A 26,135-nucleotide genomic window follows, 5' to 3' on the forward strand; every position below is an offset into this window, starting at 1 on the left:
CAAAAAAGAGGCGCCGGCCACGGCCGACACCTCTGAATTCAAAATAACATTGAGATGACTACTCGGCGGCGGCCCGTGCGGTGTCGATGCCGAGACCCTGGGCGACGCCGCGCCCAAAATCCTCGTGCACCTTGAACCAATGGGCGATCATCCGCTCCTGGATGTTGCGCGGGCTGTCGCCCATGGAGGTGACGATGTTCTCCACGAGCCGCTGGCGGCCGCCCTCGTCGAGCACCTTGGTCCAGAACAGCTTGGGCTGACCGTAGAGGTCTTCGTCGTCGCCCGGCCAGCCATAGCGGCCGGCATCGCCCCGGATCCGCAGCGGCGGCTCGCTGAAGGAAGGGTCCTGCCTCGGACCGCCGAAGGAGTTCGGCTCGTAATCGACCTGGGCACCGTGATTGCCGTCGGTGCGCATGGCGCCGTCGCGGTGATAGGTCTGGACGGACGCGTTCTTCGCCTGGTTCACCGGGATCTGCTGGTAGTTCACGCCGAGCCGGTAGCGGTGCGCGTCGGCGTAGGAGAGCACCCGGTTCTGCAGCATCTTGTCCGGCGAGAAACCGATGCCGGGCACCACGTTCGAGGGCTCGAAGGCGGATTGCTCGATCTCGGCGAAGTAGTTCTCCGGATTGCGATTCAGCTCCATCTCGCCGATCTCGATCAGCGGATAATCGCCGTGCGGCCAGACCTTGGTGAGGTCGAACGGGTTGATGGAGTAGGTGTCGGCTTCCAGCTCCGGCATGAGCTGGACGGAGACCTTCCATTTCGGGAAGTCGCCCTTCTCGATGGCGGTCGAGAGATCGGCGGCGGAGTAGTCCGGATCCTTGCCTGCCACCTCGTCGGCCTCGTCGGCGGAGAAGTTCTGGACGCCCTGCTTGGTGTGGAAATGGAATTTCACCCAGTGGCGCTCGCCCCGGTCGTTCCACAGCGAGAAGGTGTGCGAGCCGTAGCCGTTCATGAAGCGCGCCGATTTCGGCGTGCCGCGATCCGAGTACAGGAACATCACCTGATGGATCGCCTCCGGCGACAGACTCCAGAAGTCCCAGCGGCGCCAATGCGGCTTGAGGTGCGTGCGCGGATCGCGCTTCTGCGTGCGGATGAAGTCGGAGAACTTGATCGCGTCGCGCACGAAGAAGATCGGGGTGTTGTTGCCGACGAGATCCCAGTTGCCCTCCTCGGTGTAGAACTTGAGGGCAAAGCCGCGCGGGTCGCGGGCGGTGTCGGCCGAGCCGGACTCGCCGCCGACGGTGGAGAAGCGCGCCACCATCGGCACTGCCTTGCCGAGTTCGGTCAGCACCTTGGCGCGGGTGAACTCGGCGAGGCTCTTGGTCAGCCGGAACGTCCCGTAGGCGCCGTAGCCCTTGGCGTGCACCACCCGCTCCGGAATCCGCTCCCGGTTGAAATGGGCCATCTTCTCGATGAGGTGGTAGTCCTGCATCAGCACCGGCCCGCGCGGGCCGGCGGTGAGCGAGTTCTGGTTGTCGGAAACCGGGTTACCGAACGCCGTCGTCAGGCGCGGGCTCTGGTCTGCCATCGCGTGCTTCTCCTTGCTGATGCCTCTATGGGCGAGCGTCGCAACCGGCGGTGAGCCGTGCGAGCGTTGCGGGCCCAACGCGCGAGGCCGAGCTTGGAGCCATTCGATTTTGCAACGATGCGATGCATCTGTCGCCGTAGGGTTGAAGGATCATTGGCACTCGATCGGCGCCCACCACCATCCGCTCGGATGCCGCACGACAAATCCGCTTCACGTCCCCTCAAGTTTTTCCAACAGCAGCGACGTCGATCCTCGACCTTTCTCCCAGATGACGCGGCGCAGCGGCTTCGCTACGGTGCCGGCCAACAGCCGCGCCTCGAGGCGTGCGATCGCATCGGACAGGGAGTCGAGTGGGATGAGCGCGCAAGCGAGCGTTGCCGAGGTCAAGCGCGACAAGCCGTGGATCATCCGCACCTATGCGGGTCACTCCACGGCGGCAGAGTCGAACAAGCTCTATCGCGGCAACCTCGCCAAGGGTCAGACCGGCCTCTCGGTCGCCTTCGATCTGCCGACGCAGACCGGCTACGACCCGGACCACGAACTCGCCCGCGGCGAGGTCGGCAAAGTCGGCGTCTCGATCGCGCATCTAGGCGACATGCGGGCCCTGTTCGACCAGATCCCGCTGGCGCAGATGAACACCTCGATGACGATCAACGCCACGGCGCCGTGGCTGCTGTCGCTCTATCTCGCGGTGGCCGAGGAGCAGGGTGCGCCGCTCGCCGCGCTCCAGGGCACCACGCAGAACGACATCATCAAGGAGTATCTCTCGCGCGGCACCTACGTGTTCCCGCCTGCGCCCTCCCTTCGGCTCACCAAGGACGTGATCCTGTTCACGACCAAGAACGTGCCGAAGTGGAACCCGATGAACGTCTGCTCCTACCATTTGCAGGAAGCGGGCGCGACGCCGGTTCAGGAACTCTCCTATGCGCTGGCCATCGCCATCGCCGTGCTCGACACGGTGCGCGACGACCCCGATTTCGACGAGGCGAGCTTCTCCGACGTCTTCAGCCGGATCTCGTTCTTCGTGAACGCCGGGATGCGGTTCGTCACCGAGATCTGCAAGATGCGGGCGTTCGCCGAGCTGTGGGACGAGATCGCCCAAGAGCGCTACGGCATCACGGACGCCAAGAAGCGGATCTTCCGCTACGGCGTGCAGGTCAATTCCCTCGGTTTGACGGAGCAGCAGCCCGAGAACAACGTCCACCGCATCCTCATCGAGATGCTGGCGGTGACGCTCTCCAAGCGCGCCCGCGCCCGCGCGGTGCAGCTCCCGGCCTGGAACGAGGCGCTCGGCCTCCCGCGCCCGTGGGACCAGCAATGGTCGATGCGGATGCAGCAGATCCTCGCCTTCGAGACAGACCTGCTCGAATACGACGACATCTTCGACGGCTCGACGGTGATCGAGGCGCGCGTCGAGGCGCTCAAGGAGCAGACCCGATCCGAGCTGACCCGCATCGCCGAGATCGGCGGGGCGGTCACGGCGGTCGAGGCGGGCGAACTCAAGCGGGCGCTGGTCGAGTCGAATGCCCGGCGCATCTCGGCGATCGAGAAGGGCGAACAGGTCGTCGTCGGCGTCAACAAGTGGCAGCAGGGCGAACCCTCGCCGCTGACGGCCGGGGACGGCGCGATCTTCACCGTCTCGGAGACGGTCGAGATGGAAGCGGAAGGCCGCATCCGCGAGTGGCGCTCCAAGCGCGACGACCGGGCGGTCGGCCAAGCGCTCGCCGATCTGGAACAGGCCGCACGCTCGGGCACCAACATCATGCCGCCCTCCATCGCCGCTGCGAAGGCGGGCGTGACCACCGGCGAATGGGGCCAGCGCCTGCGCGAGGTGTTCGGCGAGTACCGCGCGCCTACGGGCGTGACGCTGCAGACCGTCACCTCCGGGGCGGCGGAAGATGCCCGCCTGCTCATCGCCGATCTCGGCGAGCGCCTGGGCGAGACGCCCCGCCTCGTCGTGGGCAAGCCGGGCCTCGACGGCCACTCCAACGGCGCCGAGCAGATCGCGCTGCGCGCCCGCGACGTCGGCTTCGACGTGACCTACGACGGCATCCGCCAGACCCCGACGGAGATCGTGGCCAAGGCGAAGGAGCGCGGCGCCCACGTCATCGGCCTCTCGGTGCTGTCGGGCAGCCACGTGCCGCTGGTGCGCGAGGTGAAGGCCAAGCTGCGCGAGGCCGGGCTCGATCACGTCCCGGTCGTCGTCGGCGGCATCATCTCGACCGAGGACGAGTTGGTGCTCAAGAACATGGGCGTCACCGCCGTCTACACGCCGAAGGACTACGAGCTCGACAAGATCATGGTCGGCCTCGCCAAGGTGGTGGAGCGGGCGCTCGACAAGCGCGCCGCCGACCGGGCGGATACGGAGGCCGGCGTGCCCGGCGCGCCGAAGCGGAACGAGGGTGCGGCGCAGGTTTTCTAACGTCTGCCGCGATGTCCCGGGAGCGGTCACGAACCGATCGCCGCCGCTCCCACCCTCGCCGAGCCGGTATCGACCGCTGCGCGGGGAGCCGCTCAGTACCGAAGGAAGAGATTGAGCGACAGGATGTGATCCAGCTCGGTGCCGCCGGCCTGCGTTCGGGCCGTCTGGTTCAGGTAGCCGATCTCGACCGTCGATTTCCCAGAGATCGGCAGCTCGAAGCCGACAAAGGCCCGGATGCGGTCGAAGCCGGCTCGCGCACCCCAATCCGTATTGTTCAGGGCCACGAAGAGTTCCGTCCAGCCGACGGCCGAGACACTGCCCCAATCCTGCGGCAGGGGCATCGCGAAACGAACGTTTTCGCGCAGCCGGAACCCCAAATCCCGTCCGGCAGATTGCCATCGCTGCTCGAAACGGGTGCGGGACGAGACCTTCACGCCGGAAACTTCGCCGATCTTCCAGTTGATCTCCTGAAAGCTGCGATCCTCGGTCCGCACCGTGTCAGGCATGCCGTGGTCTTCGACGTAGGCATAACCCTGGTAGAGCACGAGCGCGTCGTTGACCTTCCAACCGACCGCCGGGCGAAGAATGAGTTGATCGAGCTGTGAGATGCCGTTGCCGATGCGCGGCTGGACTTCCGCAAAGTACGCCACGTCGCCGACGGATCCGAACAGGCTCGTGTTGATCCAGAGTTGACCGTCCTGCACCGGCTCTGCAAAGGCCCGCGCTCCCGGTGCGATCAGGCAAACGGCCATGAGGAAGCGCGTCAGTCGGATCACGATCCACTCTCTGCCCGCAGCATCGCCCATTCTCGGCCGACGGCGCCAAATTTGAAAAGCAGTTGTTCTTTCTCCCAACCCAACGTCAAGCTCATCGCGAAACCGTATGCGACGAGAGCACCAAGCGGGCCGACGGCGAGACTGTTCTCGACGCGAGACATCCACTGACGCGTGAGCTGCCTCCCTCAGGAAACGCGGCGAGGACGCAGGTCGGCGACGGCGGAACATGGCCTGCCCACTTCCTTCAAGGTCTTTTCCTGCGCTCACTGCGAGTGTGCGCAGGTGCGAAAACGCTGCGCCTCAGCGAACGCCGCCGCTGGCGTTGATCACTTCCCCGGTTACCCAGCGGGCATCGTCGGAGGCGAGGAACGCGACGACCCCGGCGATGTCGTCCGGCTGGCCGGATCGGCCGAGCGGAGTCTGTGCGACGAAGCCGGCCTCCATCTCCGAGCCGGCGATGCCGGCGGTGTGGGTGCCCTCGGTCACGACGTAGCCGGGGCTGACGACGTTGACCCGGATCTTGCGAGGAGCCAACTCGTTGGCCAGGACGCCCGAGATCGCGTTCAAGGCCCCCTTGGTTCCGGTATAGACGGCGCTCGTCGGCGTCTGCACGTCGGTGACGGCAGACGAGATGTTGATGATGCTCCCGCCCTCCCCCAGGTGTTTCGCGGCCGCCTGAGTCGCGAGCAGCACGCCCAGCACGTTGACGTCGAAGAGGCGGCGGTAATGCGCTTCGGTCACCTCTTCGATCGCCGCGAATTCGTAGATGCCGGAATTGTTCACCAGCACGTCGAGCCGGCCGAACTGCTGCACCGCCGCCTCGACCAAGCCCCGCGCCTGCGCGGCCTGCGAGACGTCCGCCTTGACTGCGACGGCCCTGCCGCCTGTGGCGGTGATGGCATCGACGACGGCATCTGCGCCGGCCTTGCTCGACGCGTAGTTGACGATGACGGCCGCGCCATCTTTCGCCAGTGCCTTCGCGATGGCGGCGCCGATCCCCTTAGACGCGCCGGTCACGACCGCGACCTTGCCTTCAAGCTTCGACATCTGTGCTAACCCTTCGACAGGAGCCGGCGCCGATACGGTCGCCGCAGTCCCATAGTTCGGGATTTCGGAACTATCGAAGCGGGGTTCAAGTCCCCATATGGATAAATCATGAGGCCCCTGTTTCACCCCGCGATCGAGGACGTCCCGCCGGAGGCGATCCTCCACGCCCTGTCCGACCCGCGCCGGGCGGCCATCTTCGCCCGGATCACCAAGGCGGGGTGCGTTGAGGCTTGCTCGGCCCTCTCGTCGGTCGGCGATCAGGTGATCCCGAAATCGTCGCTGTCCAGCCACTTCAAGGTGCTGCGCGAGGCTGGGTTGATCCGCTGCGAGCGCCATGGCGTCGAGATGCGCAACCACTCGCGCTGCGCGGAAGTGGAGGTACGTTTCCCCGGCCTGCTCTCCGCGATCATGAACGCCTACGCGGCGCGGGCTTCGTGATCGCTCGCGGATCATGAGCCCGCCGGACGGGCGGCACGCGAGCGTGGCCCAGCCTGCTTGACCGGCCGCCGCTGCGGGTGCCAGAACCCGCCGCTTCAAGCGGGATGCGAGATCGCCTCGGCCCGGACCTTCTTTCCAGGGACCCGCGCCGATGGCCGCGTTCACCGAACTCGTATTCTCCGGCGTCCAGCCGACCGGGAACCTGCACCTCGGCAATTATCTCGGCGCCATCAAGCGCTTCGTCGAGATGCAGGAGCGCGACGCGCAGTGTCTCTATTGCGTGGTCGATCTCCACGCGATCACGATGTGGCAGGACCCGCAGGCGCTCAAGGGTCAGATCCGCGAGGTCACCGCCGCCTTCCTCGCCGCCGGCATCAATCCGAAGCGCTCCATCGTCTTCAATCAGTCCCAAGTACCGCAGCACGCCGAACTCGCCTGGATCTTCAACTGCGTCGCGCGGCTGGGCTGGCTCAACCGGATGACGCAGTTCAAGGACAAGGCCGGCAAGGACCGGGAGAATGCCTCCATCGGTCTCTACGATTACCCCGTGCTGATGGCTGCCGACATCCTCGCCTATCGCGCCACGCACGTGCCCGTGGGTGAGGACCAGAAGCAGCATCTCGAACTGACCCGCGACATCGCGCAGAAGTTCAACAACGATTTTGCGGGGTCGATCCTGGCCCATGGTCACGGCGAGCAGTTCTTCCCCATCACCGAACCGCTGATCGGCGGGCCGGCGGCGCGCGTGATGTCGTTGCGCGACGGCACCAAGAAGATGTCGAAGTCGGACCCGTCCGAGTATTCGCGCATCGCGCTCACCGACGACGCCGACGCCATCGCGCAGAAGGTGCGCAAGGCCAAGACCGATCCGGAGCCCCTCCCGTCGGAGGTCGCGGGTCTGGCCGGCCGGCCGGAGGCCGACAACCTCGTCGGCATCTTCGCGGCGCTTCGTGGCATCACCCGCGACGAGGTGCTGGCGGATTTCGGCGGCGCGCAGTTCTCCAGCTTCAAGCCGGCTCTGGTCGATCTCGCCGTCGAGACGCTGGCGCCGATCAGTGCCGAGATGAAGCGGCTCGTCGCCGATCCGGCCTATATCGATTCCGTTCTCGGGGACGGCGCGAGCCGGGCCGAGGCGATCGCGGCGCCGACGCTGGATGCGGTCAAGGACATCGTCGGCTTCGTCCGGCGCGGGCCGGCGCTCAGGGCAGTGTGATCCACCGCGCCGTCACCGCCGGGGCTCGTCCTTGCGCAGGTGGCGGCCATAGGCCTGCTCCTTCTCCTCGCGCTCCTTGATCAGGTCGGCATAGGCTTGGCGCATCTCGGGGGAGACGCTCACACTCTTGCCCTTGGCGGGCTTGCGCTTGGGCGCCTTCTTGAAAGTGTCTGACGTGTCGGCCATCGGTTTCGCTATCCCCCTTCGCGAACGATCATATCATAAAGGCAAGCCCGGTGCCGGCTGAAACGGGGCGGCTACCGGCGAGGCGATTCGACTGCTAGATACCGGCGGACCGAGGCCGGAGGATCTTTACCCGGCAGCCGACGACGATTTCGAGAAGACCCATGGAAAAGTTCACGACCCTTGAGGGCGTCGCCGCGCCGATGCGGATCATCAACATCGACACCGACCGCATCATCCCCAAGCAGTATCTCAAGACGATCAAGCGTACCGGGCTCGGCCAAGGCCTGTTCTCGGAGATGCGCTACAACGACGACGGCTCGGAAAATCCCGATTTCGTCCTCAACCAGCCCGCCTACCGCGACGCCAAGACCCTCGTCGTCGGCGACAATTTCGGCTGCGGCTCCTCGCGCGAGCACGCGCCCTGGGCGCTGGCCGATTTCGGCATCCGATGCGTGATCTCCACGAGCTTTGCCGACATTTTCTTCAACAACTGCGCCAAGAACGGCATCCTCGCGATCATCGTCTCGCCGGAGGATCTGGAGAAGCTGTTCCAGGACGCGGAGCGCGGCGCCAACGCGACGCTGACGATCGATCTCGCCGCGCAGACCATCAAGGGCCCGGACGGCGGCACCCTGCATTTCGACATCGACGAGGGCCGCAAGCACAACCTGCTCAACGGCCTCGACGAGATCGGCCTGACCCTCGACCAGAAGTCTCCGGCGATCGACGCCTACGAGGCGAAGCTCGCCCAGCGCGAATGGGCATGACCGGCGGCTAGAGCGCATTCCGACGAAGTGGAAACCGGTTCGTCGAAAGGATGCGCGTCAAAACAAGGATCTCGAGACGCCGGCCCGATGCAATCAGGTCGGATACGGCTCTAAAGCCCTGCCCCGCAGGGCGAGCACCCGCGCCGCCTCGATGAAGGCTTCGGCCCAGAGATCGAGCGCGGGCCGTTCGCGCCCTCCGCCGGGTTTCGGACGCCGGGTGCGCCTCGGCATCGGAATGTGCAGGAACAAAGCCGGCCGCCCGGTCGCCAGCACCCGGTAGTACGAAGCGTTGCACAGGTAGCGTCCGGCCTCGCGCGAGGCAGCGGCATCGAGGCCGGCGCGCCTCAAGGCCACCCGCACCTGCGCCGCCGCGGCGCTCCGGCGCTGCGCCGGGCCGTCCGAGTCGAACGCGAGGGACCCCCCCACCGCCCCGCTCGCATCGGGAAACAACCGGCTGACCCGGTTGACCGCGCGGGTCTCGACACAGACGCGGGAGCGGCGCGCGGCCACCCCGATCATCAGCACGGCGCGCGGGCCCCTGGCCAGGGCCGGAGCCAGCCCCGTGTCGAGGGCGTCGTAGCGCGTGTCCAGCACGAGGCAGTGCGGCGCGTGGCCGAGGATGCGGCGCAGATGCGGTGACGCCGCCAGACGCCGGGCAAGGCGGGCGCTCGGATTGTCGGGGACGGTCGGGAACGGGCCGAAGCCCGTGATGAGCAGGCGGCTCACAACCCGATCAGGGTCGCGATCGCGTCGGCGCCGGCAGCGGGTGAGTGCTCGCCGCCCGCGACAGCCCGCTCCGCCTCGGCGGTGGCTTGGCGCACCTCCGCGCTGCCGACGAGGCGCTGGTGCAGTCGCTCGTGGACGAGCGCCCACATCCACTTCACGTCCTGCTCGCGGCGCTTGCCCGCGATCTCGCCGGTGGCGGTGAGCTTGCCGCGGTGATCCTCGATCCGGCTCCAGAGGGAATCGAGGCCCTTACCGTGCAGGCCGGAGATCGTGACCACCGGCGGCGTCCACGTGGCGGACGGCGGCGTCAAGATGTGGAGCGCGGCGCGGTACTCGGAGGCGGCGGCACTCGCCCGGCGCTCGCCGTCGCCATCGTCGGCCTTGTTGACCGCGATCATGTCGGCGAGTTCCAGGATGCCCTTCTTGATGCCCTGAAGCTCGTCGCCGGCCCCCGGCAGCATCAACACGAGGAAGAAGTCGGTGAGATCGGCCACCGCCGTCTCCGACTGGCCGACGCCGACGGTCTCGACCAGGATGACGTCAAAGCCCGCCGCTTCGCACAGCAGCATGGTCTCGCGGGTCTTGGCCGCGACGCCGCCGAGCGTGCCCGAGGAGGGCGAGGGCCGGATGAAGGCGTTGCGGTCGATGGCGAGCCGCGCCATCCGCGTCTTGTCGCCGAGGATCGAGCCGCCGGTGCGGGTCGAGGACGGATCGACGGCCAGCACCGCCACCTTGTGGCCCGCCGCGGTCAGGAGCGAACCCAGGGCGTCGATCGTGGTGGATTTGCCGACGCCCGGTACGCCGGTGATGCCGACGCGGATCGCGCGGCCCGTCTGCGGCAGCACCGCGTCGATGAGGTCGCGCACCGCTGCCCGGTGATCGGCCCGGCGCGACTCGGCGAGCGTGATGGCGCGGGCGAGCGCTGCCCGGTCTCCCGCCAGAAGCCGCTCGCGGAGTGTGTCCATGTCGGGAAGGGTCGCGCTCATGCCCCCTTCATGCCGGGGCGTCGCGCGGGCGTCGAGTGCCCAAAATCCCAATCGTGCCCCGCCACGGTCAAGATCGTGCGCGAAGGAGGGGAGCCCAGAGCCGGCTTGCCACCGGAACGGGATTCTTCGGGGACTCGAAACCGCTCATGCAGCCCTCCGACGCGACCCGCCGTTCCCTCCTGCGCCTCATGGGGCTGGCGGGCGTGGCCGGCCTCTCCCCTGCCCTGTCGGCCTGCGTCATGGACGGGCTCGCCACCGGCACCGTCGGCGAGACGCAGTCGGCACTCGACGTGAGCCCGGTGCTCCTCATCGCCACCACCCGTCGCCCGGCCAGCGGCAATCCGCCCAAAGCGCCGTTCTTCGGCTCGGAGCGCGGCCGGGGCCTGAGCTTTGCCGAGGCGCGCATGACCGCGCCGGACCGCTCGCTGATCGGCAAGGTCTCGTCGGTGGTGAGCGGCGATTGGGGCGTCCGCTCCGTCGGCGACGTCACCACGGGGTCGGGCGCGGCGGCGGCCTTCGCCCAATCCGCCTTCGGCCGCGACGTGCTGATCTACGTCCACGGCTACCGCGAGAGCTTCGAATCGGCCGCGGTGAGCGCCGCCCGCCTCTCCGACGGCATCCGCTTCAACGGCGCCTCGGCCCTGTTCACCTGGCCCTCGGCCGCGGCGACCTTCGACTACGGCTACGACCGCGAGAGCGCGCTGTGGTCCCGCGACGCCTTCGAGGATCTCCTGAAAACCGTGGCGACCACGCCGAGCGGCGGGCGCATCCATATCGTCGCTCACTCGATGGGCACGCTCCTCACGCTGGAGACCCTGCGCATGTTGCGGGCCGAGGCCGGCGAGGCGGCGGTTGCCCGGATCGGCGCGGTGGTGCTTGCCGCCCCCGACATCGACATCGACCTCTTCGCCAACGGCGTCGAGCGCCTGGGGCCGGACGCCAAGCGCATCACCGTCATCTCGGCGACGAACGACCGGGCGCTCGAACTCTCCGGCGCCATCGCGGGCGGCGTCGTCCGCGCAGGCGCCGCCGACCGGGAGCGCCTGGAGGCCCTGGGCGTGCGCGTGGCCGATGCCTCGGATTATGGCGGCGGCCTGTTCAACCACGACCTGTTCCTGTCGAACCGCGAGGTTCAGGCCGTCGTCAAGCGGGCCGTCTCGCGGGGCAGCAGCGGCACCTGAGGCAAATTCAGTGGCGTGATACCTCGCTTTGCGGCGATTGCCGGGAACGCGTAGCTTTGGCCCATCGACGAATCCGACTCCGCCGTCCTACAAGCGCCGCCGAACCCGGCCAGTCCGGTCCGGGTTTCCCGCGCAAAGCCGCCCGTCGGCCCGCGGCTCTTTCCCCTCTTTCGAGGACAGTCCCGATGTTCACGCTCGAGATCGACGGCAAGGCGATCGCGGTCATCAACGGCGACGAGGCGACCGCCCGCGACCTGTTCACCTGCGACGGCTTCAAGGAAGACATCCGCACGATGACGATCGACGGCCAGCCGATCTGGAACGGCACGTCGGATCTGACCGTACGCAAGGCCAGCGAGGACGAGATCGAAGAGTTCGAGGACGCGCTCGCCTCCGATGACGGCGAGGGCGATTTCGAGCCCGACGCGCAGCACGAAGCAGAAGGCGACGGCTCGGACGACGAGGACGAGGCCGACATCGTCTTCCTCGTGGACATCGACGACGAGGACGAGGATCAGACGCTCGACGCGTGACGGAACGCGAATCTCCGCGCGAGGACAGGCCATGCCGGCAATTTCCGCCGGCATGGCCATACGATCGGGAGGCGTAACTATCCCTCCCGCACCACCTGCATCGACGTTCCCGCAGATTCGTCCGCTTGGATCGGCTCGCAGCGCCCCCCGAGATGGCGCGCCAAGAAGTCTTCCGCACGCGCGAAGAAGGCGAGCCGATTGGCCGGGCGCACGAGGCCGTGGCCCTCGTCCGGGAACAGCAGGTAGGTCACAGGGATGCCACCCCGCTCCATCGCGGCGACCATCTGGTCGGATTCGGCCTGCTTCACCCGCGGATCGTTGGCGCCCTGCACGATCAGCAGCGGCGCCTTGATCCGGTCGGCAAGGTAGACCGGGGAGCGTTCGCGGATGAGGGCCATGCCCTCCTCGGTGTCGGGATCGCCGATGGCACGGTGGAGTTGCGCCCGCATCGCCTCCCAGTAGGGCGGGATCGTCCGCACCAAGGTTTCGAGGTTGGCCGGGCCGACGAGGTCGATGCCGCAGGCGTAAGATCCCGGGTTGCGGGTCAGCGCCATCAGCGTGGCATAGCCGCCGTAGCTGCCGCCCATGATCGCCACGCGAGCGGGATCGGCCACACCCTGCGCCACGGCCCAGGCGACCGCATCGCTGAGGTCGTCGTCCATCCGCCGGCCCCATTCGCGGTCACCCGCATTGAGGAAGGCTTTCCCGAAGCCGGTCGAGGAGCGGAAGTTGACGCTGAGCGCGGCATAGCCGCGGTTGGCCAGCCATTGATGGATGCCGTCGAAGCCGAAGCTGTCGCGCGCCCACGGGCCGCCATGGACGAGCAGCACCAGCGGGCCGGGGCCCTGCGCATCGAGCGGGCGGGTCAGATACGAGACGAGATCGAGGCCGTCGCGGGAGCGGATGATCGCCGGGCTCATCGGGGCGAGCGGCGCACCCTCCAGCTCCGGCCGGGCGCTGCCGAGCGAGTGCAGGCTCTTCGCCCGCCGGTCGTAGATCGCCGCCTCGCCGACGCGGGTGTCGGCGCGGGCCACCACGATCCAGAGCGAATCGTCCTCGGTGCGGCTCGCCGGATACCAATCGCCGAGCCCCTGGGTCTCGAGGAAGGCGAAGTCGTCGGTGAAGCGCGGGTCGAGCACATGCCAGGACTTGCGGGCGTGGGTGACCGAGTAGGCGACCGGCTCGTGCGTCTCGGCATCCTGCAGCACCGCGCCGATATCCGCCTCCTCGTGCGCGGCGAGCACGCGGGTCTCACCGGTGGCGAGATCGATGCGGGTGAGCGCCGCGGTGTTGCGCCCGCGGCTGTCGCGGCAGAACAAGGCGGTGCCGGCCGCGTCGAGGTTCTCCGCGCCGGAGACGCGGGCATCCTCGGGCGGGAAGGTGAGCCACGGCTTCCAGTTCGCGCCGTCGGGGGCGATCAACTGGCTCGAACCGTCCGGAAGGTTACGAAAGGCGAAGCGCACCGTATAGCGCTCGTCGATCAGGAAACCGGCGAAGCCCGGATTTTCGGCCACCAAGCGGCGCTCGCCGGTGGCGAGATCGACGCTGTGCAGGTCGTGGAAGCGCGCGTCGCGGTCGTTGATCGCCACGAGCACCCGGTCGCGCACGATGCGGCTGAGGCCGACGATCGCCGCGGCGATGCCGGGGATCGGCGTCAGGTCGCGCCGCTCACCCGTTTCGAGATCGACGGCGTAGAGGTGGTGGTTCTCGTCGCCGTCCGCGTCCTGCACGTAGAGGAGGTGGCGCCCGTCATAGGCGAAGGCGTAGGCGTCGATGCCGCGGCGGCGGTCGGTCGTGACGGGCGCGGCCGCATTGAGGTCGTCGATCGGCGCCGACCAGATGTTGAGCACGCCCTCATGCGGCGCCACCCAGCCGAGGCGGCGCCCGTCGGGGCTGATCTGATGACCGTAGCGCGTCGGGTTGCCGAAGAGATGCGCGCGCGGGATCAGATCGACCATGATGTTTCCTCGTGTCCGGCGCCCGCCGTTCGAAGACGGGCCCCCGTGCGAGGAAACTATCGCGGGATCAGCCGAGCACCACCACTTTCGCGCCGACTTCGACACGGTTGAACAGGTCGATGGCGTCCTGATTGATCATGCGGATGCAGCCCGAGGACACGCTCTTGCCGATGGAGTGCGGCTCCAGCGTGCCGTGGATGCGGAACAGCGTGTCCTTGTTGTTCTGCCAGAGATACATGGCGCGGGCGCCGAGCGGGTTGCGGCTGCCGCCGGGCACGCCGAGACCGCTCTGCAACTTGTCGACCTCGCGGGCGAGGTCCGGCCGGCGGGCGATCATCTCCTTGGGCGGATACCAATCCGGCCAGGCCTGCTTCGAGTTGACGGTGGCGCTGCCCGACCACGAGAAGCCCTGCTTGCCCACGCCGACGCCGTAGCGCCGTGCCCGGCCGTTCGGCAGGATGAGGTAGAGGAAATGCGCCTTGGGATCGACCACGATGGTGCCCGGCGCCTCGTTGGTGCGGAACTCGACCTCCTGGCGCAGGTAGATCGGGTTGAACTTCTTGTAAGGAATCGCCTGGACCGGGAAGGGCTCGTTGGCGAGCGCTGCGTAGGCGCGCGTGTAGTCGATCGGGCCGTTATCGGGCTCCTGCGGCGGCACCGGATAACCGGCCTGCTGCTGGCGCGGCGTCTGGTTCGGCGCCTCGGCGGCGGGCGGCTCGCCCATGCGCTCGGCCCGGCGACGGGCATAGGCCTCGGCGTCGAGATCCGTCTGCGTCTCGGGCACCGGCCGCCCGTTGCTGACCCGGCCGTTATAGGGAACGTACTGCCCGCCACGGCGGCGGTAGAGCTGGCCGTTGCCGTCCTGATAGAGACGGTCGTCGTCGAACCCGTCGAAACTCTGGGCGAGGACGTGCCCCGGCAGGGTCGCGAGCCCGAGGCTCGTCACGGCTCCGAGAAGAAGCTTACGGCGGTTCTGAACTGACATGGATCGCTCGATCGAAGTGGCCGGGCCGGGAAACGTCTCCGGAATACGGGGAAACGGTCACGATCATCCGGGCCGGCTGAACTGCCCCGCTTGCTCCCTAGCAAGGAAGCGGCCGGGCGTCAGGGCCGAACGCAACCGTCACGGCTCCTGCACCGGCAAGTGTGCGAACATTGTGTCCGAAAGGTTACACGCACGTCCGCCATGCGCGGAATGAGGGGCTTTAACGATTTCGTAAAAAAGGTGCGGATTCGACGGCGAATTGTGGGCGACGGTAATTGCATTGGCCGGCCCGGTCTCTAGATCAAGCGTAGCCGTTCGGCCCGACCACGGACCCCTCCCCTTGCGCGCCTCCCTCCTCCGCTCCTCGTTCGGATTGCTCTGCCTCGGCCTGATGCTGCCCGGCGAAGCCCTGGCCGCCCGCAAGGCGGCGCCCTCGCGCCCCGCGGGGACGGCGGTCGCGCAGTCAGCGGCAAAGCCGCAGCCGCTCGCGCCGCAGACCGCCTGGACCGCCGCCGAAGCCGCCAACTGCAACCGCGTGCGGCGCAAGCTCTGGCAGGCAGACGAGGGCTGGATCGTGAAGACGGTCACCGTCTGCCACTGATCCAGTTGGCCGCGACTCACAAGAGATCCGGGCCTGCGGCCGGTACGCTCTCGAAGCCGGCGGGCTAACCCGCTACAAACCGCCCGAGGCGGCGACGGTCGCGGCCCCGGTGAGTGGCGTCCTCAGTGATCCGCGTTCTCCATACGGGTGATTGGCATATCGGCCAGACCCTGCGCGGCTTCTCCCGCGAGCGCGAGCACGACGCGGTGTTCGGCTGCCTCGAGAGCATCGTCGTGGAACGCGAGGTCGATGCCCTTGTCGTGGCCGGCGACGTGTTCGACAGCCAGAACCCGTCCGGCGAGTCGCAGGCGCGGTTCTACACCTTGATGGCGCGCCTCCACGCGGCGCGGCCGGCCATGACCATCGTCATCACCGCCGGCAACCACGACGCCGCCGGACGGCTGGAAGCGCCGCGCCCACTGCTTGAAGCGATTGGGGTCCACGTCGTCGGCAATGTCCGCCGCCGCGACGGCGCGATCGATCTCGACCGACACCTCGTGCCGGTCCGCTCGGCCAACGGGGACGTGGCCGCACAGGTGCTTGCCGTCTCCTATCCCACCGCCGCCTGCCTGCCGCCGCTCTCGTCACTTGGTCGGGAAGCATCACTTGGCCAGCAGCCCCGCATCGGCGAGACTTCGCCGATCGTGCGGGCGGTGCGCGACCTCTACGGCCAGCTCTTCGAAGCGGCCCGGCCGCAGCTCGCCGGCCTGCCGCTCCTCGTCACCGGCCATCTCCACGTGGCGGGTGGCCTCGAATCGGAGGGCGCGGAGCGGCGCATCCTCGTCGGCGGCGAGCATGCCGTGCCGTCCGACGTGTTTCCGGAGGAGGCGCGCTACGTGGCGCTCGGCCATCTCCACCGAGCTCAGGCGCTGGGCCGGGGACAGGTGCGCTATTGCGGCTCGCTGATGCCGCTCTCGGCGGCCGAGCAGCCCTACCGCCACGGGGTCACCCTGGTGACGCTCGGCGCGGGCGCGGCGGAGATCGAGCATATCGAGATCCCACGCCCCGTGCCGTTCCTGCGTCTCCCGGCATCGGGCGACATGCCGCTGGCCGATCTTGGCGACCATCTCGCCGCCCTGGCGCTTGCTCCCGAACTGCCGATGGACGCGCGGCCCTACATCCAGGTCCGGCTCGCCCGCGAGGGTCTGCTGCCGGGCTACCGCGCCGAGGTGGACCGCATCGCCGAGAGCTTTCCGGTCCGCGTGGTCGATGTGCGAGTGACGGTGCCGCCGCGGGCCGCGATCGAGATCGTGGAATCGGAAGCGCCACCGCCGCGCCTGTCCGAGCGCGACCCGGAGGAGCTGTTCCGTCTCGCCTACCGCGCCAAGTGGGACGAGGAACCCGAGCCCGCCCATCTCGATGTGTTCCACCGCGCACGTGTGGACGCCTGAGGCTTTAGCACATGCGCATCCTCGCGATCCGCGGCGAGAACCTCGCGAGCCTCGCGGCACCCTTCGCGGTGGATCTCGCGGCCGAACCGCTCGGTGCGACCGGCCTGTTCGCCATCACCGGCGAGACCGGCGCGGGCAAGTCCACCATCCTCGACGCGCTCTGTCTCGCTCTCTACGGCCGCTATCCCCGCGTCGCCGTGACCCGCCGCGAGGACGTGCCCGATCCCGGCGGAGAGGCGCTGAGCGCCAGCGACGGGCGGGCGATCCTGCGCCGGGGCGCGGGCGCGGGCTACGCCGAGGTCGATTTCATCGGCCAGGACGGCGTGACCTACCGCGTCGGCTGGGAGGCGTTTCGCGCCCGCAACCGGGCGACCGGAAAGCTTCAGGCGGAGCGGCGGCGCCTGCACCGGCTCGACGACGGTAGCGCCGTCGCCGCGGGCAAGACGCAGGTGCTCGACCGCGTGGTCGCGCTGACCGACCTGACCTTCGATCAGTTCAGACGCACGGTGCTGCTGGCGCAGGGCGAGTTCGACGCCTTCCTCCTCGCCGCCGAGGGCGAGCGGGCCGAGCTTCTGGAGAAGATCACCGGCACGGCAATCTATTCCGAGATCTCGAAGCGGGTGCATCTCGGCTACGAGGCGCACCGCCGCGCCGTCGAGGCGCTGGAGGTCCGCCGCGGCGAAATCGGCCTGCTCGGTGCGGAGGGGCTGTCGAGCCGTAGTATCGAGCGCGAGGCGTTGCGCGCTGTGCTCGAGGCGTGGCGCGAAGAGCAGGCAGCAATCGGCCGCATCCTCGAAACGGCCCGCCGGATCGCGGCCGCGCGCGCGGCACTTGCGGAGGCCGAACGCCGCGCCGCGTCGGCGGGTGAAAGCCTGGAGGCGGCCGGACCGGACCGGGACCGGCTCGCCGAACTCGACGCGGTCGAGCCGCTGCGCGGACGGGCCGAGGCCCTGGGCGAGACAGCCCGCGAGCACGACGAGACGCAGGCGCGGGTCGAGGCGTCCGGTGCCCGTGTCCGAGCCGCGCAAGCCGCCGCTTCAGCCGTCGAGGCCAAGCGGGCGGAGGCGAATGCGGCGGACGAGGCGGCGGAGGCCGTCTTCAAGAGCTTCGGCCCGCTCTGGGACCGGGCCGCCGCGCTCGACGCGACCATCACCATCGCCGAGCAGGAAGCGGCCGGTGCGGCACAGGGCGCTCTCCGATCGGACGAGGCGGCGGCAGCGGCGGCGGCGGCACTGACGGCGATCGAGCGCCGGCTCGACGAGGCGCGGGCGGCTCGCGACGCCGCGGCCCGCCAACTCGACGCCGACAGCCGCCATGCGCCGCTGGCCGAACGCGGCGGCGACTTCGCCCGGCGCATCCGCGAGCGGGCGCGGCTCGACGCGAAGGCGGCGGCGGCCGGACAGGAAGGCGCGGCGCGGCGGGCCGAGATCGCCGGCTGCGACGGCGAGACGGAAGCCGGCGCTGCCCGGCTCGCCGCGTTCCGCGCCCGCCGCGAGTCCTTGGCCGGCGCGCGCGCGGAACGCGAAGCGGCGCTCGCTGCGCTCGCCGAGCCCGCCGCGCAGGCGCGCAGCGCCGCTCTCGAAGGTCTGCTCGATGGCCTGCGCGAGGCCTACGCCCTGGCCGGGCGCCACGGCACGGCGCTCGCCGACCGCGCCGCCGCCACGGAGGCCGAGGCGGAAGCCGGTCTGATCGCGGCCGAGGCCGCCGCGCGCTACGCGGTGGAAGACCAAGCGTTGCACGAGGCCGGAATTCGCCGCGCCGAGATCGCGCCCCTGGCCGAACTCGCCGAGGAGAGCGTCTCGCGCGAGGCCGCCCGGCTGCGCAGCCTGCTGGTCGCCGGCGGGCCCTGCCCTGTCTGCGGCAGCGCCGACCATCCCCACGCCCACGAATCCGATGGTGCGCTCGGTCGGCTCGCCGAGGAGATGCGGGCCCGCCGCACAGAACTCGACGCGCGGATCGCCGAGCACCAAGCGGCCCATGACCGCGCCCGCGGCGATCTCGCGGCGGCGGAGGGCCGGCGCGACGACGCCCAGGAGCGCGCCGCCGCTGCGGCCGAAACAGCGGCGGCCACCGCCGCCCGCTATCGCGCCACGCTTCCCGGTGTCCTGGCCTTGCTCGAAGCTGCCGGGCTCGCGGCCGTCCTGCCGCCGGGGCCCGATGCGCCAGCGCTGGCCGCGGCTGGGACGACCGCCCGAGCCGAACGCGATGCCACGCTGCACCTGCTTGCTACGGCGCGAACGCTGCGCGGCGAGATCGACGGTCTGATCCGCGAGCGCGACGCGGCGGAGGCACGGGCCGAAGCGGAGGCCCGCGCGCTCGACGCCCTCACCCAGCGCCGGACCGAGGCCGGGCTCGCGGCCGAGCGCGCGGAGAGCGCGCAGGCCGCCCTCCTCCAGCGCGTCGCGGAGCTGGCGGATGAGCTCGCACCCGCCCTGAGTGCCGCCGATCTGAGCCTGGGTGATCTCGACCGTGACCCGGAGATGTGCGCTGAGCGGGTGACGACGCTCGGACAGGCTTACACAGCCTTACGGACCGGGCATGCCGGCCTGGAAGCGCAACTCGGCGCCCTGGCGCCCGAACGGGCTGCCGCCGCATCCCTGCGGGAGGCCGAGACGCGTACGGCCGGTAAGGCGTGCGCGGAGGCCGAGGAACGGCAGGCCCGCCTCGTTCAGGCCCGCGGGGAACGCGCCGGCCTTCTCGGCGGCGAACCGACCGGCCCCCACCGCACCCGGCTCAACAACGAGCGCCGCGCCGCCCGAGAGGCCCTTCAGGCCGCGCAAACTGCTTGCGCCGAGGCCGCCCGCGCGTTGACGGGTGCCGTCACCGACGAGGCCGGTGCCATCGCGGCCTCGGAGCGCGCCGCCACCCGCCACGGGGCGGCCGAGGCGGCCTTCGTGCAGGCCTGCGGCGAGCGGGGGCGCGAGGCGGTGGCCGCGCTGCTCGCCGTACCGGCCGAGACCCGCAACGCACTGCGCGCCGGCCTCGACCGGCTGGCGCGTGAGGCGGCCGAGACGCGGACCGCCCTCGCCACCCGCCGCGCGGATGTCGAGGCGCTGGACACCGAGGCCGGGATCGACATCGCCGCTGCCGAGGCCGAGGCGGGCCGCCTCGCCGAGGCCATGGCGCAGGCGCAGCAACGCCTCGGCGCCCTCGACGCGGAGCTTAGGCGAGACGAGGCGGCCCGCGCCAAGGCCGCCGACCTCGCGGGGGAGATCGAGGCCGCGACGGCCGAGCTGACGACGTGGCACCGGGTCGAGGAGGCCATCGGCTCGGCGGGCGGCGACCGCTTCCGGCGCTTCGCGCAGGGAGTGACCCTCGATCACCTCGTGCATCTCGCCAACGATCAGCTTCGGGCCCTGAGCCCGCGCTACCGCCTCGCCCGCAGCGTCGGCGCCGACCTCGCCCTGCACGTTGTCGATCGCGACATGGGCGACGAGCGCCGGGCGACCCGCAGCCTGTCGGGCGGTGAGCGCTTCCTCGTCTCGCTGGCGCTGGCACTAGCTCTGTCCGGCCTGGAAGGGCGACAGTCCTTCGTCGATACGCTGTTCATCGACGAGGGCTTCGGCTCTCTCGACGCCGAAACCCTCGACCTTGCCGTCGACGCGCTCGAAACGCTTCAGGGCCGCGGCCGCAAGGTCGGTGTCATCACCCACGTTGCCGGAATGATGGAACGCATCGCCGTGCAGATCCGGGTGGAGAAGCGCGGCAGCGGCCGCAGCGTAGTCCGCGTGGTGGATCGCGGCGCTGCCGTCGTTTGAGGCAGCGTGGCCGCTGCATCGTTCATAGGCAGTGATGCTTGCGTCAGCGGCACACAGCGGTCGCAGCCGGGTGCTGCCGCCGGTTGCTAGCAGGGAATGAGTTGGCACGCCGGCTGCATTGTGAGTGTCGCAGCCCTCGGGCGGCGAGCGGGGCAACGGCGCCTCGCGCTCGGACGGCGCATGTCCGGACACACTCTTCCGCATGAGAGACCGCGCCCGGCTTGCCCGAACGGCGCGTCTTCGAGCCCCACGAGCACGCCGATGGCATCCTTCAAGACCGTGATGAAGTCGGGCCACCCCCCGACCCTGTTCGCCGCCTTCCTCTATTTCGATTTCTGCTTCGCGATCTGGGTGCTCAACGGCGCCATGGGCCCGTTCATTACCGAGACCTACGGACTGACCCCGGCCCAGACCGGCTTCATGATCTCGCTTCCGATCCTGGCCGGCGCGATCATGCGCTTTCCGCTCGGGATCCTCGCCCAGTATATCGGCCGCAAGAACGCGGCACTGACGGAGATGGGAGTCATCGTTCTGGCGATGGCCTACGGCTTCTTCTTCGTCTCCTCCTACAACGACGTGCTCGCCATGGGCGTGCTGCTCGGCATCGCCGGCGCCTCGTTCGGCGTGGCGCTCTCGCTCGGCTCGGGCTGGTTCCCGCCGGAGCACAAGGGGCTCGCCATGGGCATCGCGGGTGCCGGCAATTCCGGCACCGTGCTCGCCGTGCTGTTCGCGCCGCCGCTGGCCCAGGCCTATGGCTGGCAGGCGGTCTACGGCTTCGCCGGCCTCGTGATGATCATCCCGATCCTCGTGATGATCGTCCTCGCCAAGGAGCCGCCGGACTGCCACGGCCAGAGCTTCAAGGAGCATGTCTCCTGCCTGTTCACCAAGGACGGCTGGTCGTTCTCGCTGATCTACATCATCACCTTCGGCGGCTTCATCGGCCTGTCGAACTTCCTGCCGACCTTCTTCTACGAGCAGTTCGCCGTCACGAAGGTCGAGGCCGGTCGCCTCACGATGCTGGCTGCCCTGATGGGCTCCGGCATCCGCATCCTCGGCGGTTACTTCGCCGACCGGATGGGCGGCATCCTCGTCCTCTCCCTGGTGCTGCTGGCCGCGATCGGTTCGTTCCTGGCGCTGACCACCACGCCCTCGCTCGCCGTGACGACGCTGCTGTTCATGCTCTGCTTCGCCGCACTCGGCGCAGGCAACGGCGCGCTGTTCCAGCTCGTCCCCTTGCGCTGGCCGACAAACACCGCGGTCGCCGGTTCGATGATCGGCGAGGTCGGAGCACTCGGCGGCGCGATCCTGCCCAACGTCATGGGCTTCTCGAAGCAGTATACCGGCGGCTTCGCCTCGGGCTTCGTGATCTACGCCCTGTTCACCGGCTTGGTGCTCGGCTGCCTGTTCCTGTGGCAGCGCAAGTGGGTCGGCGCCTGGGTCGGCCCCCGCGGCAAGGTGCTCGATCAGCCGGCCGAAGCGCAGGCTCAGGCCGGGGGCCGCATGGAGCCCGCGGGCGCGTAAAGCGGATCGGTCCGTCTCACAGGGATCGTTCGGACGGGGGCCTTCGCGGCCCCCGTTTCCGTTGGGGCGACGGAACGGCCTTACAGCCCGTCCCGCGTCACCGTTGCAAAGGTGAGGAGATCGACGCTCGCCGCACCGCCGCGCAGCAGCACCCGTGCAGCGGCGTTGCCCGTGGCACCCGTGGTGGCCACGTCGTCGATGAGCAGGAGGCGCCGTCCGGCGATCCGTGATCGCGCGGCTTCCGCCACACGAAAGGCACCCTGAAGGTTCATCGCGCGCTGATGGCGGGTCAGGCCGACCTGAGGCCGTGTCGCCTTCACACGGGCGAGTGTCCGCAAATCGCACGGTGTTCCAGCAACACGGGCGATCTCGCGGGCCAGCAGGGCCGATTGGTTGAAACGCCGCCGCCAAAGGCGCGAGCCGTGCAGAGGCACGGGCAGGATCAACTCCGCCTCGTCCAGCAGTTCACGCCCGGCCGAGGCCATCATGCGTGCCATGGTCCGAGCCAGATCGAGACGGTCATTGTATTTGAGACGATGAACGAGGTCGCGTGCCGTGCCCTCATAAAGCGCGACGGCCCGTGCCCGATCGAAAGCCGGCGGCTCCGCGATGGCGCCGGGCGAAAGCAGGCGGCCGACGCCGAGATCGAGGGCAAAGGGAGTGCCGAGCCGCTCGCAATAGGGCCGCTCGATCAGCCGCAAACCGCTCCAGCAGGCGGCGCAGAGAGCGTGCGGCTGACCGGTCGCCGCTCCGCAGGACACGCAGGTCGGAGGATAGATCAGACCGATGACGGTCGAAGCGATGCGCCCTACGCCGCTCCACAGAGCGGGTTGTCCGGGCGCCGCCATCGATAGACGAATGTCGTCAGGCTACACTGTCAGTGCGCGCCGTTTTGCTGAGCGCCCTGCTGAGCCGCCTTATCCCGCTTGTTCGCCTGATGCCGACCGACGGCACAGCCGGCCGCGGCACCCATGACGCCGTGTCCGGCCATGTGCCCGGCCACGCCACCCACCACGGCACCCTTCAGGCAACCCTTGGCCTCCGCGGTGCTGGCCAGCGCGACGGCGACAAGGATCAGAGCGGCGCGGATCAGAATCCGTGTCATCTTCAACCTCCTCGATCGACGAGCAAAACGGAGAGACCCGGATTCCGTTCCAAGGCCATCCCAACCGATGATAGTGCAGAGGCACGATTCGCGAAATCGTGAAACGGCGCCTGCACGAACAGAGAGATGCCTGCGGACACAGCGCCGGAACCAAACTTACGCCCTGGCCGCCGCACCCTCGGAGCCCCATCTCCCCGATCGATGAACGAGTCCGCCCCCCTGTTTGATCCCGCCCTTGTTCGCCGCCGCATCGCGCGTGCGCAAAGTTCGGGTTATGCCGGCTTCCTGCTTGAGCGGGTCGCCGAGGATCTGGAGGATCGTCTGGCGGCGGTCACCCGCTCTTTTCCCGTCGCACTCGATCTCGGTACGCCGCTTCCCCTTGTGTCCGAGCGCCTACTGCAGAGCGGCCGGGTCGAGCGGATGATCCGCCTCGCTCCGATCCCTGAGCCGGCCGGCTCGGTGGTCGGCGACCCTGAAGTGCTGCCATTCGGTGGGAATGCCGGGTTCGACCTTGCGGTGTCGGCCCTGGCGCTTCAGCACGTCAACGATCTGCCGGGCGCCCTGCTGCAGGTGCGCCGGGCACTCAAGCCCGACGGCCTGTTCCTCGCCGGCCTGCTCGGAGGTGCGACGCTGACAGAGCTGCGCCAAGCCTTCCTCCAGGCCGAGAGCGAGACCGAAGGCGGCGTGAGCCCGCGCGTGGCACCTTTTGCCGAGCTGCGCGACCTCGGCGGCCTGCTCCAGCGGGCGGGCTTCGCCCTGCCGGTGGTGGACGCGGACACGATCACTGTGCGCTACGGCGACCCCTTTGCGCTGATGCGCGATCTGCGTGCCATGGGGCTGACCAACGCCCTGCACGACCGCCGCCGCGTACCGCTGCGCCGGGCGACGCTGATGCGGGCCGCCGCGATCTACGCCGAGCGCTTTTCCGATCCGGACGGGCGGCTGCGGGCGACCTTCGAGATCCTGTGGCTGTCCGGCTGGGCACCGCATGAGAGCCAGCAGAAGCCGCTGCGGCCCGGCAGCGCCAAGACGCGGCTCGCGGACGCCCTCGGCGCCGCCGAGCACCGGTTTCCGATCCGGGAAGAGCCGGCATGAAGGAGCCCGGCCCCGCCCATCCGATCACCATCACGCCCCACCCAAGGCCCGTGCGGGTACGGCTCGGTGGGCGTGTCGTTGCCGAGACGCGGCGGGCGCTGAAACTGTGCGAGGCGGGGTACGACCCCGTTCTCTACCTCCCGCGCGAGGATGTCGCCGCGGACGCGCTTGCCCCGAATCCGCGGCGGACCTTCTGCCCCTACAAGGGCGAGGCCTTCTATCTCGACCTGAGCGTCGGCGGCGCGACCCAGGAAGCGGCGGCGTGGTCTTACGAGAACCCGTTTCCGGCGGTGGCGCGCATCCGCGGCCACGTCGCCTTCTATCCCGACCGGGTCGATGCGATCGAGGCTTGAGGCTCGCCCTACCCCTCAACCTGAGACCAGAACCCCGACTTGCGCCCATGCGCCTTGCGAAGCTGTGCCGCGTACTCGGCGTGGCTCGGCGTCAGATCGCCCGGCGCCAGTTCCCGCGCGAGTTCGCCCAGGCGCATCAGATGGCGGGCGCCGTGACCATAGGCGGGCGAGCGGCCGCGTTCGAGGATGTCGTCGATGAGCGCGCGATAGAGCACGCTCGCCGCGAGCGGATGGTCCGGCTCCAGCGCTTCGGCGGCCGGGGCGAGCAACTCCCAGATCCGGCCCGACCATGCGTCGCGCCGATCGAGCACGAGGCGGGCGGCGCGATCCAGATTCGGCCAGCGGATCAGGAAGTAGAGGCCGCCATGCGGATCCTTGCGGTTCGCGGCGTGGACGAAGGCGCGCTCCAGAGCCTCCTCGTCCTCGAAGTCCGGCAGGCGGGCTAGGTAATCGCGCAGCGCCTGCGGATCGAGGCTCTTCTCGAACCGCGACCAGCGTAAACCTTGCGCCTCGTCCTTGTGGCCGAGCGCGTCGAGGATGCGGATCTCGACCGCCTCGCGCTCGCGTTCCGGGCCGTCGGGATCGAAGCCGCCGACGATCAGATCCTCGCGGGTCATCACGACCGTGCCGCGCTTCTGCTTGCGGCGAATCCAGTCGAGGGCCTCGGCGGCGCGGCCTGCCGCGAGCAGCCGCTCGGCCACCGCCGGGAGATCGGGCCGCTCGGGCGACATCTCCAGTTCGAGGGCGATGAACGCGTCGGCGTCACCGTGGGCGTCGGCGATGACCTGACGCAGGCGGATAAGGCTCAGACGGTGGTAGCGCCGCTCCCATTCCTGCCCGGCCATCTCGAAGACCGCCGGCCCGGCCTTCTTCTTGGCCGATGCCGGAAGCTTGGCGAGGGCTTCGACCAGATGTGCGTCGAGCGGTTCGAGCGCGGCCTTCGGCAGCTTCGGCAGGAGATCGACCAGCAGGGCACCGACGAGGCCGAAGCCATCGTCGTCGAGACCGTCGAGTGCGCGGGTCGCGAAGCTCAGCGCGGCATCCGCCGAGAGCCCCGCCGCGAAGCCTGCCGCGGCTTCGGCGGCGGCCTCGTAGACGGCGTGCACCTGCCCGCTGGAATCATCGACCCGCTCCAGCGTGGCGCTGGCGCTCCGGAGGAAGCGCAGCAGCCGGTCGAGGGCCATGCCGGCATCGAGCGGCTTCAGGTCGGAGAGGATGGTCGCGAGCGTGGCGTCGAGGTCGGAGGCGAAAGCCCGGCGCTTCTGCCAATCGATGTAGCCGCGGGCCTTTTCCAGCGCCGAAAGGCGGCGGTCGATCAGGGCCGCCACCCTGTCGGGCCCTTGGAGAGCGGCAATCGCGGCACTCACCCGCTTCTTAAACGGCGCGCTCTGGCCGACCTCTTCGAGGATCAGGGCGATGAGCCGCTCCTGGCTGAGTGCCGCGAGGTTTTCAGCCGTCGGCGTGGTGCTGCGGGATTTTTTGGGCGGCGTCGATTGGGGAGGCGCTTTCGCCGAAACCCCGCTCTCGACCGCCGCCTTCGCCCGTCGCGCCATCGCTTCCCC

Annotated in this window: 23 protein-coding genes; 12 read left to right on the forward strand and 11 right to left on the reverse strand. The window is 69.3% G+C overall.

The genetic code is table 11. The features are described from left to right. Nucleotides 1-58 precede the first annotated feature (58 nt). Nucleotides 59-1,531: a catalase gene (locus MKK50_RS01750; RefSeq protein WP_499019960.1), complete on the reverse strand. Its 1,473-nt coding sequence runs from the start codon at nucleotides 1,529-1,531 to the stop codon at nucleotides 59-61. 355 nt (nucleotides 1,532-1,886) lie between these two features. Between MKK50_RS01750 and MKK50_RS01755 the strand changes: the two genes are divergently transcribed. Then, the gene (locus MKK50_RS01755) at nucleotides 1,887-3,953 is read left to right on the forward strand and encodes a protein meaA (RefSeq protein WP_499019962.1); all 2,067 of its coding nucleotides are present in this window, start codon (nucleotides 1,887-1,889) and stop codon (nucleotides 3,951-3,953) included. 92 nt (nucleotides 3,954-4,045) lie between these two features. Here MKK50_RS01755 and MKK50_RS01760 read toward each other — a convergent pair whose 3' ends face one another. Both MKK50_RS01760 and MKK50_RS01765 read right to left on the reverse strand, forming a co-directional pair. Continuing rightward, the gene (locus MKK50_RS01760) at nucleotides 4,046-4,729 is read right to left on the reverse strand and encodes a DUF2490 domain-containing protein (protein WP_499019964.1); all 684 of its coding nucleotides are present in this window, start codon (nucleotides 4,727-4,729) and stop codon (nucleotides 4,046-4,048) included. Between the two features lie 300 nt (nucleotides 4,730-5,029). Further along, nucleotides 5,030-5,776, reverse strand: coding sequence for a glucose 1-dehydrogenase (locus MKK50_RS01765; protein WP_499019966.1), 747 nt, complete (start codon nucleotides 5,774-5,776; stop codon nucleotides 5,030-5,032). A gap of 108 nt (nucleotides 5,777-5,884) precedes the next feature. Between MKK50_RS01765 and MKK50_RS01770 the strand changes: the two genes are divergently transcribed. Both MKK50_RS01770 and trpS read left to right on the forward strand, forming a co-directional pair. Beyond that, on the forward strand, nucleotides 5,885-6,214 hold the full coding sequence (locus tag MKK50_RS01770; RefSeq protein WP_499019968.1) for a transcriptional regulator: 330 nt from the start codon (nucleotides 5,885-5,887) through the stop codon (nucleotides 6,212-6,214). 151 nt (nucleotides 6,215-6,365) lie between these two features. Next, the gene (gene trpS / locus MKK50_RS01775) at nucleotides 6,366-7,427 is read left to right on the forward strand and encodes a tryptophan--tRNA ligase (protein WP_499019969.1); all 1,062 of its coding nucleotides are present in this window, start codon (nucleotides 6,366-6,368) and stop codon (nucleotides 7,425-7,427) included. 12 nt (nucleotides 7,428-7,439) lie between these two features. Here the strand turns inward: trpS and MKK50_RS01780 are convergent, their stop codons facing one another. Then, nucleotides 7,440-7,613 carry a hypothetical protein gene (locus MKK50_RS01780; RefSeq protein WP_003597291.1) on the reverse strand — a complete coding sequence of 58 codons (174 nt, stop codon included), beginning with the start codon at nucleotides 7,611-7,613 and terminating at the stop codon, nucleotides 7,440-7,442. 161 nt (nucleotides 7,614-7,774) lie between these two features. Between MKK50_RS01780 and leuD the strand changes: the two genes are divergently transcribed. After that, the gene (gene leuD / locus MKK50_RS01785; RefSeq protein WP_253367950.1) at nucleotides 7,775-8,380 is read left to right on the forward strand and encodes a 3-isopropylmalate dehydratase small subunit; all 606 of its coding nucleotides are present in this window, start codon (nucleotides 7,775-7,777) and stop codon (nucleotides 8,378-8,380) included. 93 nt (nucleotides 8,381-8,473) lie between these two features. Here leuD and MKK50_RS01790 read toward each other — a convergent pair whose 3' ends face one another. Then, a complete protein-coding gene (locus MKK50_RS01790) occupies nucleotides 8,474-9,106 on the reverse strand; it encodes a pyroglutamyl-peptidase I (protein WP_499019972.1) in 633 nt (210 codons plus the stop codon). Further along, nucleotides 9,103-10,092 carry a methylmalonyl Co-A mutase-associated GTPase MeaB gene (gene meaB, locus MKK50_RS01795; RefSeq protein WP_253367946.1) on the reverse strand — a complete coding sequence of 330 codons (990 nt, stop codon included), beginning with the start codon at nucleotides 10,090-10,092 and terminating at the stop codon, nucleotides 9,103-9,105. Before meaB ends, MKK50_RS01790 begins: the two co-directional genes overlap by 4 nt. Nucleotides 10,093-10,238: 146 nt before the next feature. Between meaB and MKK50_RS01800 the strand changes: the two genes are divergently transcribed. Further along, entirely contained in the window at nucleotides 10,239-11,273 is a 1,035-nt protein-coding gene (locus MKK50_RS01800; protein WP_499019974.1) for an alpha/beta hydrolase, read from the forward strand. A 185-nt stretch (nucleotides 11,274-11,458) separates the two neighbouring features. Further along, entirely contained in the window at nucleotides 11,459-11,806 is a 348-nt protein-coding gene (locus tag MKK50_RS01805) for a hypothetical protein (RefSeq protein WP_499019976.1), read from the forward strand. A gap of 77 nt (nucleotides 11,807-11,883) precedes the next feature. Here the strand turns inward: MKK50_RS01805 and MKK50_RS01810 are convergent, their stop codons facing one another. Together MKK50_RS01810 and MKK50_RS01815 are read right to left on the reverse strand one after the other, a co-directional pair. After that, a complete protein-coding gene (locus MKK50_RS01810) occupies nucleotides 11,884-13,764 on the reverse strand; it encodes a S9 family peptidase (protein ID WP_499019978.1) in 1,881 nt (626 codons plus the stop codon). A gap of 67 nt (nucleotides 13,765-13,831) precedes the next feature. Beyond that, complete coding sequence (locus MKK50_RS01815) at nucleotides 13,832-14,749, reverse strand: L,D-transpeptidase (protein WP_253367937.1); 918 nt, start codon at nucleotides 14,747-14,749, stop codon at nucleotides 13,832-13,834. Nucleotides 14,750-15,089: 340 nt separating this feature from the next. Here MKK50_RS01815 and MKK50_RS01820 point away from each other — a divergent pair, with 340 nt between their 5' ends. The 4 genes from MKK50_RS01820 (at nucleotide 15,090) to MKK50_RS01835 (ending at nucleotide 22,020) form a co-directional block, all read left to right on the forward strand. Then, a complete protein-coding gene (locus tag MKK50_RS01820) occupies nucleotides 15,090-15,350 on the forward strand; it encodes a hypothetical protein (protein ID WP_499019980.1) in 261 nt (86 codons plus the stop codon). Nucleotides 15,351-15,475: 125 nt separating this feature from the next. Continuing rightward, on the forward strand, nucleotides 15,476-16,741 hold the full coding sequence (locus tag MKK50_RS01825) for an exonuclease SbcCD subunit D (protein ID WP_499019982.1): 1,266 nt from the start codon (nucleotides 15,476-15,478) through the stop codon (nucleotides 16,739-16,741). Between the two features lie 11 nt (nucleotides 16,742-16,752). Next, nucleotides 16,753-20,499, forward strand: coding sequence for an AAA family ATPase (locus tag MKK50_RS01830; RefSeq protein WP_499019984.1), 3,747 nt, complete (start codon nucleotides 16,753-16,755; stop codon nucleotides 20,497-20,499). Nucleotides 20,500-20,760: 261 nt separating this feature from the next. Next, complete coding sequence (locus MKK50_RS01835; RefSeq protein WP_253367928.1) at nucleotides 20,761-22,020, forward strand: MFS transporter; 1,260 nt, start codon at nucleotides 20,761-20,763, stop codon at nucleotides 22,018-22,020. Nucleotides 22,021-22,100: 80 nt separating this feature from the next. Here MKK50_RS01835 and MKK50_RS01840 read toward each other — a convergent pair whose 3' ends face one another. Continuing rightward, nucleotides 22,101-22,868: a ComF family protein gene (locus MKK50_RS01840; protein ID WP_499019986.1), complete on the reverse strand. Its 768-nt coding sequence runs from the start codon at nucleotides 22,866-22,868 to the stop codon at nucleotides 22,101-22,103. 29 nt (nucleotides 22,869-22,897) lie between these two features. Further along, the gene (locus tag MKK50_RS01845) at nucleotides 22,898-23,125 is read right to left on the reverse strand and encodes a hypothetical protein (protein WP_499019989.1); all 228 of its coding nucleotides are present in this window, start codon (nucleotides 23,123-23,125) and stop codon (nucleotides 22,898-22,900) included. A 201-nt stretch (nucleotides 23,126-23,326) separates the two neighbouring features. Between MKK50_RS01845 and MKK50_RS01850 the strand changes: the two genes are divergently transcribed. Continuing rightward, nucleotides 23,327-24,220 carry a methyltransferase domain-containing protein gene (locus MKK50_RS01850; protein WP_499019992.1) on the forward strand — a complete coding sequence of 298 codons (894 nt, stop codon included), beginning with the start codon at nucleotides 23,327-23,329 and terminating at the stop codon, nucleotides 24,218-24,220. Beyond that, nucleotides 24,217-24,573 (forward strand): DUF427 domain-containing protein, encoded by a 357-nt coding sequence (locus tag MKK50_RS01855; RefSeq protein ID WP_499019995.1) that lies wholly within the window; start codon nucleotides 24,217-24,219, stop codon nucleotides 24,571-24,573. The genes MKK50_RS01850 and MKK50_RS01855 overlap by 4 nt, the downstream gene beginning before the upstream one ends. An 8-nt stretch (nucleotides 24,574-24,581) precedes the next feature. Here the strand turns inward: MKK50_RS01855 and MKK50_RS01860 are convergent, their stop codons facing one another. Next, entirely contained in the window at nucleotides 24,582-26,126 is a 1,545-nt protein-coding gene (locus MKK50_RS01860; protein ID WP_499019996.1) for a DUF6880 family protein, read from the reverse strand. Nucleotides 26,127-26,135 lie beyond the last annotated feature (9 nt).

Source organism: Methylobacterium sp. J-043 (assembly GCF_022829505.1).
GTDB lineage: Bacteria > Pseudomonadota > Alphaproteobacteria > Rhizobiales > Beijerinckiaceae > Methylobacterium > Methylobacterium extorquens_A.